The organism is Bdellovibrio sp. CKG001, from assembly GCF_055397465.1.
In genome coordinates this window covers 2,794,389-2,812,296 of the sequence record NZ_AP029173.1, presented here as the reverse complement: position 1 = coordinate 2,812,296, position 17,908 = coordinate 2,794,389, and the positions used below count along the sequence as shown (strand labels likewise).

Annotated in this window: 15 protein-coding genes and 5 tRNA genes; 18 read left to right on the top strand and 2 right to left on the bottom strand. The window is 47.1% G+C overall.

The annotated features are described in order from the left end of the window. Positions 1 to 16: 16 nt before the first annotated feature. Complete coding sequence (locus ACZ50P_RS13385) at positions 17 to 256, bottom strand: hypothetical protein (protein ID WP_347359624.1); 240 nt, start codon at positions 254 to 256, stop codon at positions 17 to 19. A 140-nt stretch (positions 257 to 396) separates the two neighbouring features. On the opposite strand from ACZ50P_RS13385, the gene pyrF reads away from it, so the two are divergent. The 14 genes from pyrF to rplL all read left to right on the top strand — a co-directional run bounded on the left by pyrF (position 397) and on the right by rplL (position 7,396). Then, on the top strand, positions 397 to 1,116 hold the full coding sequence (pyrF, locus tag ACZ50P_RS13380) for an orotidine-5'-phosphate decarboxylase (protein WP_464118178.1): 720 nt from the start codon (positions 397 to 399) through the stop codon (positions 1,114 to 1,116). Continuing rightward, positions 1,103 to 1,978 (top strand): TrmH family RNA methyltransferase, encoded by an 876-nt coding sequence (locus ACZ50P_RS13375; protein WP_464118177.1) that lies wholly within the window; start codon positions 1,103 to 1,105, stop codon positions 1,976 to 1,978. The genes pyrF and ACZ50P_RS13375 overlap by 14 nt, the downstream gene beginning before the upstream one ends. Before the next feature lie 67 nt (positions 1,979 to 2,045). Continuing rightward, a tRNA-Thr gene (locus ACZ50P_RS13370) sits at positions 2,046 to 2,121 on the top strand. 27 nt (positions 2,122 to 2,148) lie between these two features. Then, a tRNA-Tyr gene (locus ACZ50P_RS13365) sits at positions 2,149 to 2,234 on the top strand. Between the two features lie 65 nt (positions 2,235 to 2,299). Continuing rightward, a tRNA-Gly gene (locus ACZ50P_RS13360) sits at positions 2,300 to 2,376 on the top strand. A 15-nt stretch (positions 2,377 to 2,391) separates the two neighbouring features. Continuing rightward, positions 2,392 to 2,466: transfer RNA gene (locus ACZ50P_RS13355), tRNA-Thr, on the top strand. A gap of 65 nt (positions 2,467 to 2,531) precedes the next feature. Continuing rightward, positions 2,532 to 3,722, top strand: coding sequence for an elongation factor Tu (tuf, locus tag ACZ50P_RS13350; protein ID WP_464118176.1), 1,191 nt, complete (start codon positions 2,532 to 2,534; stop codon positions 3,720 to 3,722). A gap of 198 nt (positions 3,723 to 3,920) precedes the next feature. Further along, positions 3,921 to 3,996: transfer RNA gene (locus tag ACZ50P_RS13345), tRNA-Trp, on the top strand. 32 nt (positions 3,997 to 4,028) lie between these two features. After that, a complete protein-coding gene (gene secE / locus ACZ50P_RS13340; RefSeq protein WP_464118175.1) occupies positions 4,029 to 4,406 on the top strand; it encodes a preprotein translocase subunit SecE in 378 nt (125 codons plus the stop codon). Positions 4,407 to 4,416: 10 nt separating this feature from the next. After that, positions 4,417 to 4,950: a transcription termination/antitermination protein NusG gene (gene nusG / locus ACZ50P_RS13335; RefSeq protein ID WP_464118174.1), complete on the top strand. Its 534-nt coding sequence runs from the start codon at positions 4,417 to 4,419 to the stop codon at positions 4,948 to 4,950. 62 nt (positions 4,951 to 5,012) lie between these two features. After that, positions 5,013 to 5,435 carry a 50S ribosomal protein L11 gene (gene rplK, locus ACZ50P_RS13330; RefSeq protein WP_464118173.1) on the top strand — a complete coding sequence of 141 codons (423 nt, stop codon included), beginning with the start codon at positions 5,013 to 5,015 and terminating at the stop codon, positions 5,433 to 5,435. Between the two features lie 11 nt (positions 5,436 to 5,446). Then, on the top strand, positions 5,447 to 6,151 hold the full coding sequence (gene rplA, locus ACZ50P_RS13325) for a 50S ribosomal protein L1 (RefSeq protein WP_464118172.1): 705 nt from the start codon (positions 5,447 to 5,449) through the stop codon (positions 6,149 to 6,151). A 267-nt stretch (positions 6,152 to 6,418) separates the two neighbouring features. Beyond that, positions 6,419 to 6,949: a 50S ribosomal protein L10 gene (gene rplJ / locus ACZ50P_RS13320; RefSeq protein ID WP_464118171.1), complete on the top strand. Its 531-nt coding sequence runs from the start codon at positions 6,419 to 6,421 to the stop codon at positions 6,947 to 6,949. Between the two features lie 81 nt (positions 6,950 to 7,030). Continuing rightward, entirely contained in the window at positions 7,031 to 7,396 is a 366-nt protein-coding gene (gene rplL, locus ACZ50P_RS13315) for a 50S ribosomal protein L7/L12 (RefSeq protein WP_464118170.1), read from the top strand. Between the two features lie 83 nt (positions 7,397 to 7,479). On the opposite strand, the gene ACZ50P_RS13310 is transcribed toward rplL, so the two are convergent. Beyond that, positions 7,480 to 8,226, bottom strand: a complete 747-nt coding sequence (locus ACZ50P_RS13310) for a hypothetical protein (protein WP_464131701.1) — start codon at positions 8,224 to 8,226, stop codon at positions 7,480 to 7,482. A 219-nt stretch (positions 8,227 to 8,445) separates the two neighbouring features. Between ACZ50P_RS13310 and rpoB the strand changes: the two genes are divergently transcribed. The 4 genes from rpoB to rpsG all read left to right on the top strand — a co-directional run bounded on the left by rpoB (position 8,446) and on the right by rpsG (position 17,905). Beyond that, the gene (gene rpoB, locus ACZ50P_RS13305; protein WP_464131699.1) at positions 8,446 to 12,702 is read left to right on the top strand and encodes a DNA-directed RNA polymerase subunit beta; all 4,257 of its coding nucleotides are present in this window, start codon (positions 8,446 to 8,448) and stop codon (positions 12,700 to 12,702) included. Positions 12,703 to 12,731: 29 nt separating this feature from the next. Further along, positions 12,732 to 16,859, top strand: a complete 4,128-nt coding sequence (gene rpoC, locus ACZ50P_RS13300; RefSeq protein ID WP_464131697.1) for a DNA-directed RNA polymerase subunit beta' — start codon at positions 12,732 to 12,734, stop codon at positions 16,857 to 16,859. 187 nt (positions 16,860 to 17,046) lie between these two features. Then, the gene (gene rpsL / locus ACZ50P_RS13295; protein WP_011165356.1) at positions 17,047 to 17,421 is read left to right on the top strand and encodes a 30S ribosomal protein S12; all 375 of its coding nucleotides are present in this window, start codon (positions 17,047 to 17,049) and stop codon (positions 17,419 to 17,421) included. Positions 17,422 to 17,431: 10 nt separating this feature from the next. Next, positions 17,432 to 17,905, top strand: coding sequence for a 30S ribosomal protein S7 (gene rpsG / locus ACZ50P_RS13290; RefSeq protein WP_464118166.1), 474 nt, complete (start codon positions 17,432 to 17,434; stop codon positions 17,903 to 17,905). The last annotated feature ends 3 nt before the right edge of the window (positions 17,906 to 17,908 follow it).

Below are 17,908 nucleotides of genomic sequence, written 5' to 3'. Positions count from 1 at the left end.
GCCTTTTTCGATCTGACTACTGGCAGTCGCTTTTGATGGCTTTGTCCACGTTCTGGTAGCGAGCATAAAGCTCTTCGTATTGGTCCATGTAAAGCTCAAGTTTGTCAGAGTTTCTTGTCTGTCTCATTTTTTCTCTGATCCAGTTCAATTCGTTAGCCAGTTTTGTTTTGTAAGAAACAAGCTGACCGCAGGATAGGGCCGCGTGAGAGGAAGAAGCCGCGCAAACGAATGCCAAGGCGATAAGAAGAGCTTTCATGTATTCTCCTTTTGAGGTTATTTAAATCCTGTTAACGGGCGCAACCTACTAACGCGGGCTGTGAAAGACAATCTTTGATGCCCTCGGCATAATTTTTACATAGAATCCAAAGGACCCCTGAAGGTATTCCAGGAGACTCCATGAGAAAAAACTTACGCGCGCACCCTATGAAAAATCCGATTATTTTGGCTTTGGATGTGGACACCCGTGATCAGGCGCTGAAAATCGCCGATGATCTGTCGGAAATTGTGGGGGGCTTTAAGTTGGGGCCACGCCTGTGTCTGCGCTATGGGATGGAGTTTGTAAAAGAGATGGCCGAGCGCGGTCCGATTTTTCTGGATAACAAACACTTCGATATTCCCTCCACGATGGAGGCGGCAGTTCGCGCCAGCTTTGAAGCCGGGGCTTCCTTGGTGACGGTGCATGCTCTCAGTGGCAAAGAGGCTTTGCAGCGCATGGCCGCTGTTGAAAAAGAACTCAACCAGCGCAGGCCTTTTAAGATTTTGGCGGTGACGATTCTGACCTCATGGGATCAAAGCTCTGTGCCGGCAAATATGAAGGATCAACCCATTGCTCAGCACGTGACAGACCTTGTGTCTTTGGTGCAGGATGCGGGGCTTTCCAGCGTGGTTTGCTCTCCGCATGAATTAGACCTTTTACAAAACCGTGATCTTTACCTTGTCACCCCGGGAATTCGCTTTAGTATGCAGGATTCTGGCGATCAAAAACGAATCATGGGGCCGAAAGAGGCGCTTCGTAAAGGGGCTTCCGCTTTGGTGGTGGGTCGTCCTATTCTGGAAGCTTCCAATGTGAAGGAAGCTGCAACTGATTTTGTAATGGCTGTATATGAAGAAAAATAACTCTCGTCCCTCTGGCAGAAACTCCTCCTCTCAACGTCCTCCGCATGGGCGCGGTGGAGGCGGTCGTCCTCACTCTCCGCAACAGCAGCATTCTCAGCCTCGTGCGGACTATATTCCTCGCGAATGGCGTGTGGTGATCGGTACGCATGCGATCAATGAAGTTCTCAGTGTGCGCCCATCGCAGGTGAAGGGCTTCTGGCTTCGTCAGGGGTGGGAAAATTCGGGCGATCTGCGCGACATGAACGATCGCGCTCAAAAACTGCGAATAAAAGTCGATGTGAAATCCGAACAGGTTCTGGAAAAATTCGGCCCGTCCCAGCAGGGTGCGGCTATTTTTGTTGATGGTGCCCCGGAACTTGATCTGGCGAGTCTAGAAAGTCTTGATAAATCCATCATGCTTATTCTGGACGGAATTGAAGATCCGCACAATTTAGGAGCTATTCTCAGAACTTCGTGGTTGGTCGGGGCGCAGGGTGTGCTGATTCCGGAAGACCGTGCAGTGGGTTTGACTCCCACGGTGCATAAAGTGGCCTGCGGTGGGGTCGAGCACGTTCCGGTCGAGGAGACCACGAATTTTGCTAACTATGCGGAAGAACTAAAGAAACAGGGTTATTGGATCTACGGTTTAAGTCCTCGTGGAAAGCGCTCTATCTTTGATTTGGACCTGCCAGACAAGGTTGTTTGGGCCATTGGATCCGAAGATAAAGGAATGAGAGTGACAACGGAGCGACTTTGTGATGAATTGGTCGTCATCCCGCAAGCTAGCTCTTCGGCGAGTTATAACGCATCGGTGGCAACAGCGATGGCGTTAACGGAGACCTTAAGGCAGCACGCGGCGCGCGGAAATCGAAAAAAATCGTAATCTGGCGAATAATTATCTTTGACGGACACTGTTTTTCTCCGTAAAACATGTCGGTTATCTCAGTAAGGCTGGTTTAGCTCAATTGGTAGAGCAGCTGATTTGTAATCAGCAGGTTGCGGGTTCGAGTCCCATAACCAGCTCCAAATTTTTCTGGGTAAGCATTCACAAGTGGGTAGGTGCCCGAGTGGCTAAAGGGGACGGACTGTAAATCCGTTGGCTTATGTCTACGAAGGTTCGAATCCTTCCCTGCCCACCATTTTTGAATGTTTTCCCGGAAAAGTTTGAAGAAGGGGAGAAGTCCTCTTCGGGCGTTCTGATAGGGCGGGAATAGCTCAATTGGCTAGAGTATCTGCCTTCCAAGCAGAGGGTTGCGGGTTCGAGACCCGTTTCCCGCTCCAAATTTCAGGACACATGCCCATGTAGCTCAGTGGTAGAGCACACCCTTGGTAAGGGTGAGGTCGTCGGTTCGGCTCCGATCATGGGCTCCACTTATTTGGCTTTTAATTTATTTTTTGGTTTTAGATAAAATAAAAAAATCTCTGCAGGAGGAATAATGTCTAAAGAGAAATTTACACGCACGAAGCCGCACGTAAATATCGGCACAATCGGTCACGTTGACCATGGTAAAACAACTTTGACTGCTGCTATCACTACTACTCTTGCAGCAGCTGGTAAAGCTCAAGCGATGGCTTACGATCAAATCGATAAGTCTCCAGAAGAAAAAGCTCGTGGTATCACGATCTCTACTACTCACGTTGAGTACGAAACTGACAACCGTCACTACGCTCACGTTGACTGCCCGGGCCACGCCGACTACGTAAAAAACATGATCACTGGTGCTGCTCAAATGGACGGAGCTATCTTGGTAGTTTCTTCTGCTGACGGTCCAATGCCACAAACTCGTGAGCACATCCTTCTTGCACGTCAAGTAGGTGTTCCTGCTCTAGTTGTATTCATGAACAAAGTTGACATGGTTGACGATAAAGAACTTCTTGAGCTTGTTGAGCTTGAAGTTCGTGAACTTCTGTCTAAATACGAATTCCCTGGCGATGACATCCCAGTAGTAAAAGGTTCTGCATTGAAAGCTCTTGAGGGCGATCAATCTGAAATCGGCCGTCCAGCTATCATGAAATTGATGGAAGCTTGTGACGCTTACATTCCAGAGCCAGTTCGCGCAGTAGACAAAACTTTCTTGATGCCAGTAGAGGACGTGTTCTCTATCTCTGGTCGTGGTACAGTTGTTACTGGCCGTGTAGAGCGTGGTATCGTTAAAGTTGGTGACGAGGTAGAAATCGTTGGTATCCGTCCAACTCAAAAAACTACTGTTACTGGTATCGAGATGTTCCGTAAACTTCTTGACGAAGGTCAAGCAGGGGACAACTGCGGTGTTCTTCTTCGTGGTACTAAGAAAGAAGACGTTGAGCGCGGTCAAGTTCTTGTTAAGCCAGGCACTGTTAAGCCACACAAGAAATTCAAAGCTGAAGCGTACATCCTGACTAAAGAAGAAGGCGGACGTCACACTCCATTCTTCAACGGTTACCGTCCACAGTTCTACTTCCGTACTACAGACGTTACTGGCGTTTGTACTTTGAAAGCTGGTACTGAGATGGTTATGCCTGGTGATAAGATCGAAGTTTCTGTTGAACTTATCGCTCCTATCGCTATGGAAAAAGAGCTTCGCTTCGCGATCCGTGAAGGCGGTCGTACAGTTGGAGCTGGTGTTGTTACTGAAATCCTTGAGTAATAACGCAGCGTAAGCTAAGTAATAATCACCCGGGGGACTTCTTGACAAAAGAGTCCCCCTCGGTGTTTCTTGGCAGTAGTAAAATGTAAGTCAAAATGGCTTTTACTGGTCCTAAAATCTCCCTCAAAAACAGTATCGCTGGGGAGATTATTGATGAGAAACGATCCGGCGCGGTCGCTTGTCATCAATAAGATCAGTAGGGGTGTAGCTCCAGCGGTAGAGCGAACGACTCCAAATCGTTAGGTCGTGGGTTCGAATCCCTCCGCCCCTGCCAATTTTGACTCCATAACTTTAGGATGAGGAACAATGGAAAAGGCGAACTCTAAGATTTTGACTATCAGCTTTGCACTTGCAGGTATCTTGGTCGGTTTGACTGTGTCTCTTCTTATTAAGGCTTTCGCTGGTGCTTTCGGTGTTGTTGCTCGTGCGGCTGACTCCGACATGGTTCGCCACGGTTTGCCGGTGTTGGCAGGTTTCGCGCTTTTTGCGGCCCTGCAATTCAACCCACGCGTTCATGCTTGGGGTGAAGAAGTTGTTTCTGAAATCCGTAAAATCGTATGGCCTTCACGCAAAGACACAACAGCAATGACGATTGCGTGTGTGGTGATGGTTCTTATTTCCAGTGTTATCATCAGTTCCTTCGACTTGATCTCTGGCTTCTTTATCAACTATCTCATGAAGTAAGGACGGAACCATGGAAAAGAAATGGTACATCGTTAACGTTCAGACGAGCTGTGAAAATACAGCTAAGAAGGCCATTGAAGAGAAAATCAAGTCTTCCAAAATGGAAGAGTTCTTTGGCGATATCCTGATCCCTGCGGAAAGCGTAGTGGAGCTTGTAAAAGGTCAAAAACAGACAAAATCACGTAAATTTTTCCCAGGTTATATCTTCGTTCAGATGTTTTTGAATGATGAGACTTGGCATTTGGTACGTAATTCGTCTAAAGTCACGGGCTTCGTGGGCGGTACTAAAACCCGTCCTCCGGAAGTTCCGGAGGCAGAGGTTCTTCGTGTGACTCAGCAGATGGCTGGCGTTGCTGAAAAACCAAGACCAAAAGTGAAGTTCTCTGTTGGTGAGAACGTGACTGTTATCGACGGTCCATTCTCCAACTTCCAGGGAACGGTAGAAGAAGTGAACGAGGACAAAGCGAAGCTTAAGGTTCTTGTGAGCATCTTCGGTCGTCCAACTCCAGTTGAGTTGGACTACATTCAAGTAGAAAAACCATAACCAGATGCCGCATGGGGCGGCTTTTGGATATTAATTAACACAACCTCTTGCAGGAGTGGGTCATGGCAAAAAAAGTTACAGGAATGATCAAGCTGCAAATACCGGCAGGGAAAGCTAATCCAGCTCCTCCCGTTGGACCGGCACTTGGACAGCACGGGGTAAACATCATGGAATTCTGTAAGCAGTTCAACGCTCGTACACAAGCGTTGGGTGATAGCATCATCCCTATCATCATCACTGTTTACCAAGACAGATCGTTTACTTTCATCACAAAAACACCACCGGTGTCTTCTTTGATCAAAAAGGCGTTGAAATTGGAATCTGGTTCCAAGCAGCCTCAAAAAGACAAAGTTGGCAAAATCAATAACGATCAAATCAAGCAAATCGCTACAACGAAGTTGCCTGACTTGAACTGCTTGAAAGTTGAATCCGCAATGTCACAAGTTGCTGGTACAGCTAAGAGCATGGGCATCGACATCGGTTAAGGGTGGTAAAAATGGCAGGTAAGAAATTCGCAGCAGTCGCTAAAAAAGTTGATTCTGCAAAAAAGTACACTGTTGAAGAAGCATTCAAACTGGTTGTTGAAACAGCTCCAGCAAAATTTGATGAATCTATCGACGTAGCTTTGCGTTTGGGTATCGACCCTAAGCAATCCGACCAGCAAGTGCGTGGAGCGATCGCTCTTCCTCACGGTCTGGGCAAAGAAGTTAAAGTTGTTGTTTTCGCAAAAGGCCCGAAAGAGGCTGAAGCCAAAGCAGCTGGCGCTGACTTCGTAGGTGCTGACGACCTTGTGGCTAAAATCCAAGAAGGTTGGTTGGACTTTGATAAATGTATCGCGACTCCAGACATGATGGCGACTGTTTCTAAAGTTGCTAAGATCCTGGGGCCTCGTGGTTTGATGCCGAATCCAAAGATCGGTACTGTAACTATGAACGTTGGTGAAGCTGTGACTGCCGAGAAAAAAGGTAAGTTGGACTTCCGCGTTGATAAAGCAGGTATCGTTCACGCTGGTATCGGTAAGAAATCCATGGGCGATGCTAAACTTAAAGATAACTTCATGACTTTGTTGGGAGCTATCGTTAAGGCAAAACCAGCATCTTCCAAAGGTATCTATCTTAAATCCATCGCCGTAGCTTCAACTATGGGCCCTGGCATCAAGATCGAGCCAAATGCGGCAGCAGCTGCAACTGGTGTTAACTAGTAAATAATTAGGCTCCGATTTCAATCGGGGCCTTGTTTTTTTGTTAGTTATTTTGTATTAGTTCATACGTTTTATTGCGATCAGAGACAGTAGGTTTCTTTTAGTGGATTTAATCCTTCGTTTGTGAAGGGCCTACCGAGATAAGGCAAAAAGGTTTTCTAAATGGATTCAGATTTTCTGGATTCACCAATGCGACCTCCAAACCGACCTGATTCGCACAGGCCCCTTCGAAAGAAGGGCAAAAGTCTAATGAAAGGAGGCTCACTTATGATCACTCGCGCAGATAAAGAGCAAGAGATTAAGCTTATCACTGAAAAGTTCGGTAAGGCTAAAGGGGCTTTCATCGTCGACTTCAAAGGCATCAAGGTTGAGCAAGTAACTAACTTGCGTAAAAAATTGAATGCTGCTGATTCTGAGATGAAAGTTGTCCGTAACACTCTTGCAAAAAGAGCGTTCAAAGATCACCCAGCTATTGAAACAGCATTTGCTAATTCAATGAAAGGTACTAACGCCATCGTATTCTCTTACGGTGAAGTGAACGCGACTGCTAAAACATTGGCTGATTTTGCTAAGGACGTAGAAGTTCTTCAAATCAAGTCTGGTGTGATGGACGGCGAAGCTTTGGATGATGCTAAGATTAAGTTCTTGGCGACACTTCCGGGCAAAGACCAGCTCCGCGCTATGTTGTTGGGTACATTGTTGGGTGCAGGATCTGCACTTGCTAGATGTCTTAACGCTTACGCTGAGAAAATGGGCGGCGGCGCAGCCGCTGGTACTGAAGAAGCTCCACAAGCTTAATGGCTTGAATCCCGAAGGTTCGGGACTGATGGTGCTGAATATTTGAATTTTTAAATAATTTTTTATCCCTGGAGGATTAAAATGTCTCTGACTAACGATCAAATCGTTGAAGCGTTGTCTGCGAAAACTGTTCTAGAAATCGCGGAACTTGTAAAAACTTTGGAAGAAAAATGGGGCGTTTCTGCTGCTGCTCCAGTAGCTGCTGCTGCAGGTCCTGCTGCTGTAGTTGAAGAAAAAACTGCTTTTGACGTTATCCTTGTTGACGCTGGCGCCAACAAAATCAACGTTATTAAAGAAGTTCGTGGCTTGACTGGTTTGGGTCTTGCTGAAGCTAAAGCCCTTGTTGAAGCTGGTAACAAAGCTGTTAAAGAAGGCGCTTCTAAAGAAGACGCAGAAAAAATCAAGAAAGCTCTTGAAGCTGCGGGCGCGAAAGTTACTGTTAAGTAATTTCTGCCTTTTAGTTTACGCTAAAAATGAAAAGCCTCGTGGAAACACGAGGCTTTTTGTTTTTCTGGGCCTGTCGTCGAATCTTACCAAGCAAAGCCGACTTTCATTCCGTAGGCTCCTTGTCCTGTCTGATTCGAATCTTTCCATTTAATATCAATATAGCTGTACTCGGCGGCGATGCGCAGTCCGCGGCGATGAGTGCTGAGTCCCAGGGAATAGTAGCTGTGAATCCCCTCGTCAGTGTAGGGGCCGAAAGATCCGTGATTGTTCTTTACGTCTGTTTCGATTTTGTGAGCCTCATAGATATATGAAAAGTAGGGCACTACGTGTTGAAATTTATAGCCTAAGCTGATTCCTGCCTGGGAGGTTGTGATGCTGGATTTGGCTTCAGACTGGGGTGTGGATTGATTGACGCTAAAATCGTCGGTGGACTCGCTTTTTGTTCCAAAAGCTCCCTGAAGCGACCCAACCCAGACGCCAGCTTGGGGTCCGTTGTTCAGGAATTGATACCGAGCTCCCCATAGAAAGTTATCCATGTAGATCTCAATGCCTTTATAGACGCTGAGGCTGGCGTCAAAACCGATATTATTGGCGGCAAACATGTCCCCAGCGTCGAAGTCCTCATTAATACGCACCTTATTGCGAACAGGAGGATTGGAGGTAATGTCATCGATGACAGTCACTCGCGTTTCAGAGGCGGCTACGATGGCTGCGTGGCCACTCCATTGGTTTTCTCCAACCACAGGAACGGCGAAATGTGAGGCGCGCAAGCTGATAGAGTGGGAGCAGGCGCTTAGAAATAGGGAAAAAAGAACAAAAAGAGCTTTCATCAGCTGGGTCCTTTGAGGGTTTAAAATAGGCTACGATGCGGTCTCGTTTCTGAGCCAGAAAAATGGCGGCAACCAGACCTATTGATGCGATGCGTTTGATTGCGAAAATCGGGCTCTGAAGAAATTGGAAAGTCCTCAAAAACCTCTAGAATCACTTGATTTATTGAAAACTTAGGGTAGTTTGAGATACTTGCGTTTTTATTTAATGTGGGCCTTGGAATGTTCCCCCCGAAGCGAACATCCGATTTTCTTATCACGGAGAGTACATTGGAAAAAACTCCAGTTACGGCTTCTAACATTCGAGTTAGAAAGTCATTCGCGAAAAATAAGCAAGTCATTGATATCCCAAATCTGATTGAACTGCAGAAGTCTTCTTACGAAGCTTTCATTCAAAAAGATATGGATCCAGATCGCCGTGGCGATGCTGGTCTTAATGGCGTTTTCAAATCTGTTTTCCCAATCACAGATTTCAACAATACAGCAAGCCTTGAGTTTGTATCTTACACTCTAGAGCCAGCTAAGTACGACGTGGACGAGTGCCGTCAGCGTGGTATGACTTTCGCTGCTCCTATCAAGGTGACTCTTCGTCTGATCGTTTTCGATGTTGATGAAGAAACTGAAGCACGCAGCATCCGTGACGTGAAAGAGCAGGAAGTTTATCTGGGCGAAATCCCATTGATGACTGCCAATGGTTCCTTCATCATCAACGGTACTGAGCGCGTTGTTGTTTCTCAGTTGCACAGATCTCCAGGTGTATTCTTCGACCACGATGGTGGTAAGAACAATGCTTCCGGTAAATTGATCTACTCTGCGCGCGTGATCCCTTATCGTGGTTCATGGTTGGATGCTGAGTTTGACCAAAAAGATCTTATTCACGTACGTATCGACCGTCGTCGTAAGTTCCCAGTGACAATCCTTCTTAAAGCTCTTGGTTACAACTCTGAGCAGCTTCTGGAATACTTCTACGATCTTGATGAGGTTTACGTTAAGGGTGGCAAGCTCTTCCGTAAGTTGGACATCGAGCGTATGTCCGGTCAAAGAGCATTGACTGATATCGTTGATCCTAAATCCGGTGAGGCGCTTGTTAAAGCAGGTCGTCGTATCACTCGTGCTATCGTTAAAAAGATCAAAGATCTTGATATCACAGAGCTTGAAGTTCAGCCGGAAGATCTAGATGGTAAAGTTTTGGCGAAGCCATTGATCGATGAATCCACTGGTGAAATCATCGCTGACGCCAATGCGGAATTGAACTCTGCAATCATCAAACGTTCCATTGAAGCTGGTATTGACCGCTTCTTCATGATCTTCTTCGATGGTTTGACTGTAGGTCCTTACCTGCGCAACACCCTGTTGGTTGATAAAGTCTCCAACAAAGAAGAATCTTTGGTTGAGATCTACAAACGTCTTCGCCCTGGTGAGCCTCCAACTCTGGAAGCTGCTACGACATTCTTCGGCCGTTTGTTCTTCGATCCAGAGACTTATGACCTTTCTGAAGTTGGTCGTATCAAGATCAATCACAGATTCGGTATCTCCATGGACGAGTGCCCACCGTCTCACAGAACACTGACTCACAAGGATATCCTGAGCACCATCAAAACTTTGATCGATCTGAAAAATGGTCGTGGTGTTATCGACGATATCGATCACTTGGGTAACCGTCGTGTTCGTTCCGTAGGTGAGTTGCTTGAAAACCAATACCGTATCGGTTTGGTTCGTATGGAGCGCGCTATCCGTGAACGTATGTCCCTTCAGGACGTTGAAACAATGATGCCTCACGATCTTGTGAACGCGAAACCTGTGAATGCCGTAGTTAAAGAATTCTTCGGTTCTTCCCAGTTGTCTCAGTTCATGGATCAGACGAACCCTCTTTCTGAGATCACGCACAAACGTCGTTTGTCTGCTCTTGGACCTGGTGGTTTGACTCGTGACCGCGCTGGTTTCGAAGTACGTGACGTACATCCTACGCACTACGGACGTATCTGTCCTATCGAAACTCCAGAGGGTCCAAACATCGGTTTGATCGCCTCTTTGGCTACTTATGCTCGTATCAACAACTATGGTTTCATCGAGACTCCATACCGTAAAGTTGAAGCGGGTCAGGTTTCCAAAGACATCAACTATCTTTCTGCATTGGAAGAAGCTGGTCACCACATCGCTCCGGCGGCTCGTGACGAAGCTGGAAACAAAGCCATCCAGACTGCGACTACCATCACTCGTCGTGACGGTGAGTATGAGATCGTAGACAAGGATAAAGTTGCTCTGATGGACGTTTCTCCATCTCAGCTGGTTTCCATCGCAGCTTCCCTGATTCCATTCCTTGAGCACGATGACGCCAACCGTGCCTTGATGGGATCGAACATGCAACGTCAAGCGGTTCCACTGCTTCGTTCTCGCGCACCACTTGTTGGTACAGGCGTAGAGCGTTTGGTTGCTCGTGACTCCGGTACTTCCATCGTTGCTCAAAACGATGGTATCGTTGAGGAAGTTGATGCTTCCCGTATCGTTATCCGTCGTTTCGCCAAAGGCGGCGAGCTGGGTGCGAACGTGGACATCTACAACCTGACGAAGTATCAGCGTACGAATCAAAATACGTGCTTCAACCAAAAACCAATCGTTACTGTTGGTGACAAGATCTCCAAAGGCGACATCATCGCTGACGGACCTTCCACTGAACTTGGTGAATTGGCATTGGGTCAGAACATCCTTGTGGCGTTCACCCCATGGCAAGGTTACAACTTCGAGGACTCCATCCTTATTTCTGAGCGTCTGTTGAAAGACGACGTTTACACTTCCATCCACATCGAAGAATTCGAGTGCGTGGCTCGTGACACAAAACTTGGTAAGGAAGAGATCACTCGCGATATCGCCAATGTAGGTGAGGAAGCTCTAAAAGACCTGGACAGCTCTGGTATCATCCGCATCGGTGCGGAAGTTCGCCCTGGCTTCATCCTGGTTGGTAAAGTGACTCCAAAAGGTGAAACTCAGCTTTCTCCTGAGGAAAAGCTTTTGAGAGCGATCTTCGGTGAAAAAGCCGGCGACGTTCGTGATACATCCTTGCGCGCTCCATCCGGCGTGTACGGAACTGTTATCGATGCTCAAGTTTACTCTCGTGAAGGCGCAGACCGCGATGAGCGTTTGTCCCTGATCATCGAAGAGAAAAAACGCAAGCTTGAAAAAGACTTGGCGGTTGAGCAGAACGTTATCAAAAATAACGCTATCTCCAAACTTCGTGACATCCTGGTGGGTAAAATCACTACAGGCGTTCTTCTGAATGAAGACGGTTCTCAGAAGTTGTTGAACAAAGGTCAAGAGATCACTGAGGCGGATCTAGAGACAGTTCCATTCGAATTGTTGAACTACATCCCTCTTGAGCAAGACCTTGAGTTCCAGGTGAACAAAATCATCGACAATGCTCGTAACCAGTTGGATGCAGTTAAACTTGTGTTCAACGAAAAGATCGATCGTCTTCGTAAAGGTGACGAATTGCCTCCGGGCGTGATCAAAATGGTTAAAGTTTACGTTGCTATCAAACGTAAAATGCAAGTCGGGGATAAGTTCGCCGGTCGTCACGGAAATAAGGGTGTTGTCTCCAAAGTATTGCCTGCGGAAGACATGCCTTATCTAGCTGACGGTACTCCAGTGGACATGGTTCTGAACCCACTAGGGGTTCCTTCTCGTATGAATATCGGTCAGATCCTTGAGGTTCACTTGGGTTGGGCAGCGCACAACCTTGGTAAGCAACTGGGTGCTCATCTTGAGAAATGGAATGCGGAAAACGCACGTTCCGAGATGAAAGACATCTTCAACGACAGCGATATCTCTGCAAAACTTGATAAAGCTGATGATGCTTCATTGAAGTCTATGGTTCAGCGTATGAAGAACGGTATCCACGTGGGTACTCCGGTCTTCGACGGTGCCCGTGAGTCTGATGTGAAAGGTCTTCTTGAAAAAGCACAGGTTCCAACATCTGGTAAGTCCGTCCTCTTCGACGGTCGTACAGGGGAGCCGTTCACGAACCCAGTAACCGTGGGTATCATGTACATGCTGAAACTTCACCACTTGGTGGAAGAGAAGATCCACGCTCGTTCTATCGGACCTTATTCTCTAGTTTCTCAACAACCATTGGGCGGTAAGGCTCAATTCGGTGGTCAGCGTCTAGGGGAGATGGAAGTTTGGGCGATCGAGGCGTACGGTGCGGCTTACTCTCTGCAAGAGTTCCTGACTGTTAAGTCAGATGACGTTGCAGGTAGAACTCGTATGTACGAAAGCATCGTGAAGGGTGAAAATATCCTTGAGCCAGGCTTGCCTGAATCCTTCAACGTATTGGTGAAAGAGCTTCAATCTCTGGCGCTGAACGTGGAGCTGATGGAGTCTGACATTCTACGTGACCAGGATGAAGATTTTGGTGACGAAGAAGTGATCGAGGTAGAACCAGTTGCGCCGGTTGCGTCTAAAGACGAACCAGAGCAGCACTAAGTTTAATAATTTAACAACAGGGGTGTTCTTTGAGAGACTTGTTGAATTTTTTCGATAAACCAAAAGATCCACTTTCGTTTGACGCCGTACGAGTTTCGTTGGCGTCACCTGAAATGATTCGTGAATGGTCATTTGGTGAAGTTAAGAAGCCAGAAACTATCAACTATCGTACTTTCAAGCCTGAGCGTGACGGCTTGTTCTGTGCGAAAATCTTCGGTCCTATCAAGGACTACGAGTGCTTGTGCGGTAAGTACAAACGTATGAAGTACCGTGGCGTCGTCTGTGAAAAGTGCGGCGTTGAAGTGACTCAGACCAAGGTTCGCCGTGAGCGCCTTGGTCACATCGAATTGGCAACTCCAGTAGCCCATATCTGGTTCCTGCGTTCTTTGCCTTCTCGTATTGGTAACCTTTTGAATCTTTCTTTGAAAGACGTTGAAAAGGTTCTTTACTGTGAAGCACACGTTGTTATCGATCCAATGGAAACAACACTGGAAGAAGGTCAGGTTCTGACTGAAGAGGCGCTGCAAGCGGCTCTGAACGAATTTGGTCCTTCCTTCAAATACGGCATGGGCGGTGAAGCGGTTCGTGATCTTTTGAAAAAGATCGACCCAGAGTACCTGTCTCGCAAGCTTCGTATGGAAGTGAAAGATACCAAGTCTGAAGCTGGTATCAAAAAATTGACTAAACGTCTGCGCGTTGTTGAAGCCTTCAAAGGTTCCATCAACAAGCCAGAGTGGATGATGTTGGAAGCGCTTCCAGTTCTTCCTCCTGATCTTCGTCCATTGGTACCTCTTGATGGTGGCCGTTTCGCGACGTCTGACCTGAATGACCTGTACCGCCGTGTAATCAACCGTAACAACCGTTTGAAACGTCTTCAGGAGCTGAACGCTCCAGACATCATCATCCGCAACGAAAAACGTATGTTGCAAGAAGCGGTTGATGCGTTGTTGGATAACGGTCGTCGCGGTAAGACCTTCACGGGTCCAAATAAACGTCCATTGCGTTCTCTTTCTGACATGTTGAAAGGTAAGCAAGGTCGTTTCCGTCAAAACCTTTTGGGTAAACGTGTTGACTACTCTGGTCGTTCCGTCATCACAGTAGGTCCAACTTTGAAACTTCACCAGTGCGGTCTTCCTAAGAAGATGGCTTTGGAGCTGTTCAAGCCATTCGTTTACAACAAACTTGAAGAAAAAGGTTTGGCAGCAACGATCAAGCAAGCAAAACGCCTTGTTGATCAAGAGACAGTGGAAGTTTGGGATATCCTGGCTGACGTGGTTAAAGAGCACCCAGTGCTTCTGAACCGTGCGCCAACTCTTCACAGATTGGGTATCCAGGCATTCGAGCCTGTTCTTCACGAAGGTAAAGCTATCCAGTTGCACCCGCTAGTATGTACGGCGTTCAATGCCGACTTCGACGGTGACCAAATGGCAGTTCACGTTCCACTTTCTGTGGAATCCCAAGTTGAAGCGCGCGTTTTGATGATGTCTACAAACAACATCCTTTCTCCAGCTTCCGGTAAGCCGATCATCAATCCTTCCCAGGATATCGTGTTGGGTCTTTACTGGTTGACTCGTATGCGTCCAGGCGCCAAGGGTTCAGGCAAAGCCTTCTCTAGCGTTCAGGAAGCTCAATACGCGTTTGAGACTGGTTTGGTAGACCTTCAGGCGTCTTGTAAGGTTCGTATCAAAGGTCAATTGCAGGAAACGACTGTAGGTCGTGCAATCCTTTCTGATATCGTTCCTAAAGAAGTTCCGTTCAACGAAGTGAACGTAACAATGAATAAAAAACAAATCGCTGCGTTGATCGACAAGACGTTCCGTCTTGCGGGCGCTAAAGCGACTTGCATCCTTGCTGATAAAATCATGGAGTTCGGCTTCAAGTATTCAACAGCAGCAGGTATGTCCATCGGTATCGATGACATGGTGATCCCGGCAGCGAAAGCTCCGATGATCGCGGATGCCGAGAAGCAAGTGACTGAGATCCAGCAGCAGTACGACGAAGGTTTGATCACAGATGGTGAGCGCTACAATAAAGTGGTGGATATCTGGGCTCAGACTGCGGATAAGATCGCTAAAGAAGGTATGAACGCGATCGAAAAACAAACGTTCAACGTTGGTGGCAAAGAAGTTGTAGGCCCGTCCTTCAACCCTATTTACATCATGGCTGACTCCGGAGCCCGTGGTTCCGCAGCTCAGATCCGTCAGTTGGGTGGTATGCGTGGTTTGATGGCGAAACCTTCTGGTGAGATCATCGAAACTCCGATCACTGCGAACTTCCGTGAAGGTTTGACAGTTATCCAGTACTTCATCTCCACGCACGGTGCGCGTAAAGGTTTGGCCGATACCGCATTGAAAACAGCGAACTCCGGTTACCTGACTCGTCGTTTGGTTGACGTTGCTCAGGACGTGGTTGTTTCTGAAGTGGATTGCGGTGTTGAAGATGGTTTGGAAATCACTCCGATTTACGAAGCGGGTGAGATCGTTCAAAACATCGGTGACCGTATCTTGGGTCGTACAGCATTGAAAGATGTAGTTGATCCGGCAACGAACGAAGTTGTTGTTCGTGCAAATCAAGAGATCACTGAAACTGACGTTAAGGTTATCGAAGGCCGTGGTATCGACAAAGTCGACATCCGTTCTGCGTTGACCTGTCAGTCCAAGCGCGGTGTTTGCGTGAAGTGTTACGGACGTGATTTGTCCCGTGGTGCGACTGTGAACCTGGGTGAAACAGTGGGTATCATTGCCGCTCAATCTATCGGTGAGCCGGGTACTCAGTTGACGATGAGAACGTTCCACTTGGGTGGTGCGGCTTCTCGTGCGGTTGAACAATCTGTTCACACATCTCGTTATGACGGTACAATTAAACTTGAAAACGTTCATGCAGTTACAAACCGTAATGGCAAGTTGACTGTGATGAATCGTAACGGTTCTGCAAAAGTTATCGACGAAGCAGGCCGTGAAAGAGAAGACTTCAAGCTTGTTTACGGTGCTGTATTGAACTTCAAAGAAGGCGACAAAGTTGCCAAGGGTCAGACAGTAGCGGAATGGGATCCATACTCGAATCCAATCATCGCAGAGGTTTCTGCGAAGATCCAATACCAGGATATCGAAGAAGGTTCCACAATGCAGGAGCAAGTGGATGCGGTAACTGGTTTCGCGACCAAAGTTATCATGGAGTCCAAGTCTTCCGATGTTAAACCAACAGTGTTCCTAGTGGACGGTGCTGGTAAGACATTGAACCTTCCTGGTCGTGACATCCCAGCACGTTACCTGATCCCAGTTGGGGCTCAGTTGCTTGTTGCGGATCAACAGGAAGTGCATGCGGGTGACGTAATCGCGAAGATGCACCGTGAAGCTTCGAAAACGAAGGATATCACTGGGGGTCTTCCGCGCGTTGCCGAGTTGTTTGAGGCTCGTAAACCGAAAGAAGCAGCTATCATCTCTGAGATCGATGGTTATGTGACATTCGGTAAAGACGTTAAAGGTAAACAACGTGTGATCGTAACTCCTGAAGTGGGTGAGCAAAAAGAATACCTCATCCCTAAAGGTAAGCACGTTGCGGTAAGAGAAGGTGAGTACGTAAGAGCCGGTGAGGCTTTGATGGATGGTCCAACAAATCCTCATGACATTCTGGCGGTTCTGGGTGCTAAAGCCTTGTCTGCATACCTTGTAGATGAAATCCAAGAAGTTTACAGACTTCAAGGGGTTGGTATCAATGACAAGCATATCGAAGTCATTGTTCGTCAGATGCTACGTAAAGTAGAAATCAAAGATGCCGGCGACAGCCGCTTCTTGGCTGGTGAGCAAGTGGAAAGATACGCTTTCCTTGAGGAAAACGAACGTATCAATAAAGAAGGCGGACAGCCTGCGACTTGCAGCCCACTTCTTCTTGGTATCACTAAAGTTTCCTTGAGCACTGACAGCTGGATTTCAGCAGCGTCCTTCCAGGAAACTACAAAAGTTCTTACGGAAGCAGCGATCAATTCTCGCACAGACCATTTGCGTGGCCTGAAAGAGAATATCATCATGGGTCGTCTGATCCCGGCAGGAACTGGTTTGACTTCTTACAAACGCTGGAAAGTGTCTGTACATGAAGACGACGATATCGGCTTTGTTGCATTGCCAGGTATGACGTCTTCTGTTCAGCCACAAGGCTAAGCAGTAAGAAAAGCCTGATTTGCCGGCTTCACAGGCCGGCAATAGGGTAAAAAGCCCATAGAATAAGGACCTCACGCCTGTTTTTATGGATAAATGTAATTTTAACAACAAAGTCTTGACCTGGGCGTCACAGAAATGTAAGTTCCAGCGTCCAGAACCGCATAATTGTTTTTAAGGGGTATATAAAGTGCCAACAATTAACCAGCTCATCAAAAGTGAGCGTACAGTTCAAAAAAACCAAACAAAATCACCAGCTTTGGACTCTTGCCCTCAGCGCCGTGGTGTTTGTACTCGTGTTTATACAACGACTCCAAAGAAGCCGAACTCCGCTCTTCGTAAAGTAGCAAAAGTTCGTCTTTCCAATGGCTTCGAAGTTATCTCTTACATCCCTGGTATCGGCCATAACCTTCAAGAGCACTCCGTTGTACTAATCCGCGGTGGTCGTGTGAAGGACTTGCCGGGTGTTCGTTACCACATCGTTCGTGGGGTATTGGACCTTCAAGGTGTAAACGGTCGTCTGCGCGCCCGTTCTAAATACGGTACTAAGAGACCTAAGAAATAAGGATTGAGAGATGTCACGTCGTAAAAAGACCTTTAAAAGAGAAATCATTCCAGATCCGGTTTTCAAGGATCTAGTAATCGCTAAGTTCATCAATAAAATGATGATCCAAGGTAGAAAAGCAACTTCTCAAAAGTTGTTCTACGGTGCTTTGAAAGAGCTTGAAGGAAAAGTTCAAGGTGAAGAGCCATTGGCAGTCTTCAAAAAAGCTCTTGAGAACGTTAAGCCGTCTATCGAAGTTCGTTCCCGCCGTGTAGGTGGTGCGACTTACCAAGTTCCAGTAGATGTTCGCCCATCTCGTCGTTTGGCTTTGGCTATGCGTTGGTTGGTAGAATACTCTCGCGAGCGTGGTGAAAAAGACATGGCGAAACGTTTGGCTGGTGAATTCTTGGACGCGTACAACAATAGAGGTAACTCTATTAAGAAGAAAGACGACGTTCACAGAATGGCTGAGTCTAACAAGGCATTCTCTCACTACAATTGGTAATCT

What these genes read in the sequence shown, in the direction of transcription:
- ACZ50P_RS13385 (WP_347359624.1), bottom strand. Translation starts at nt 256, where the DNA reads ATGAAAGCTCTTCTTATCGCCTTGGCATTCGTTTGCGCGGCTTCTTCC.
- pyrF (WP_464118178.1), top strand. Translation starts at nt 397, where the DNA reads ATGAGAAAAAACTTACGCGCGCACCCTATGAAAAATCCGATTATTTTG.
- ACZ50P_RS13375 (WP_464118177.1), top strand. Translation starts at nt 1,103, where the DNA reads ATGAAGAAAAATAACTCTCGTCCCTCTGGCAGAAACTCCTCCTCTCAA.
- tuf (WP_464118176.1), top strand. Translation starts at nt 2,532, where the DNA reads ATGTCTAAAGAGAAATTTACACGCACGAAGCCGCACGTAAATATCGGC.
- secE (WP_464118175.1), top strand. Translation starts at nt 4,029, where the DNA reads ATGGAAAAGGCGAACTCTAAGATTTTGACTATCAGCTTTGCACTTGCA.
- nusG (WP_464118174.1), top strand. Translation starts at nt 4,417, where the DNA reads ATGGAAAAGAAATGGTACATCGTTAACGTTCAGACGAGCTGTGAAAAT.
- rplK (WP_464118173.1), top strand. Translation starts at nt 5,013, where the DNA reads ATGGCAAAAAAAGTTACAGGAATGATCAAGCTGCAAATACCGGCAGGG.
- rplA (WP_464118172.1), top strand. Translation starts at nt 5,447, where the DNA reads ATGGCAGGTAAGAAATTCGCAGCAGTCGCTAAAAAAGTTGATTCTGCA.
- rplJ (WP_464118171.1), top strand. Translation starts at nt 6,419, where the DNA reads ATGATCACTCGCGCAGATAAAGAGCAAGAGATTAAGCTTATCACTGAA.
- rplL (WP_464118170.1), top strand. Translation starts at nt 7,031, where the DNA reads ATGTCTCTGACTAACGATCAAATCGTTGAAGCGTTGTCTGCGAAAACT.
- ACZ50P_RS13310 (WP_464131701.1), bottom strand. Translation starts at nt 8,226, where the DNA reads ATGAAAGCTCTTTTTGTTCTTTTTTCCCTATTTCTAAGCGCCTGCTCC.
- rpoB (WP_464131699.1), top strand. Translation starts at nt 8,446, where the DNA reads ATGTTCCCCCCGAAGCGAACATCCGATTTTCTTATCACGGAGAGTACA.
- rpsG (WP_464118166.1), top strand. Translation starts at nt 17,432, where the DNA reads ATGTCACGTCGTAAAAAGACCTTTAAAAGAGAAATCATTCCAGATCCG.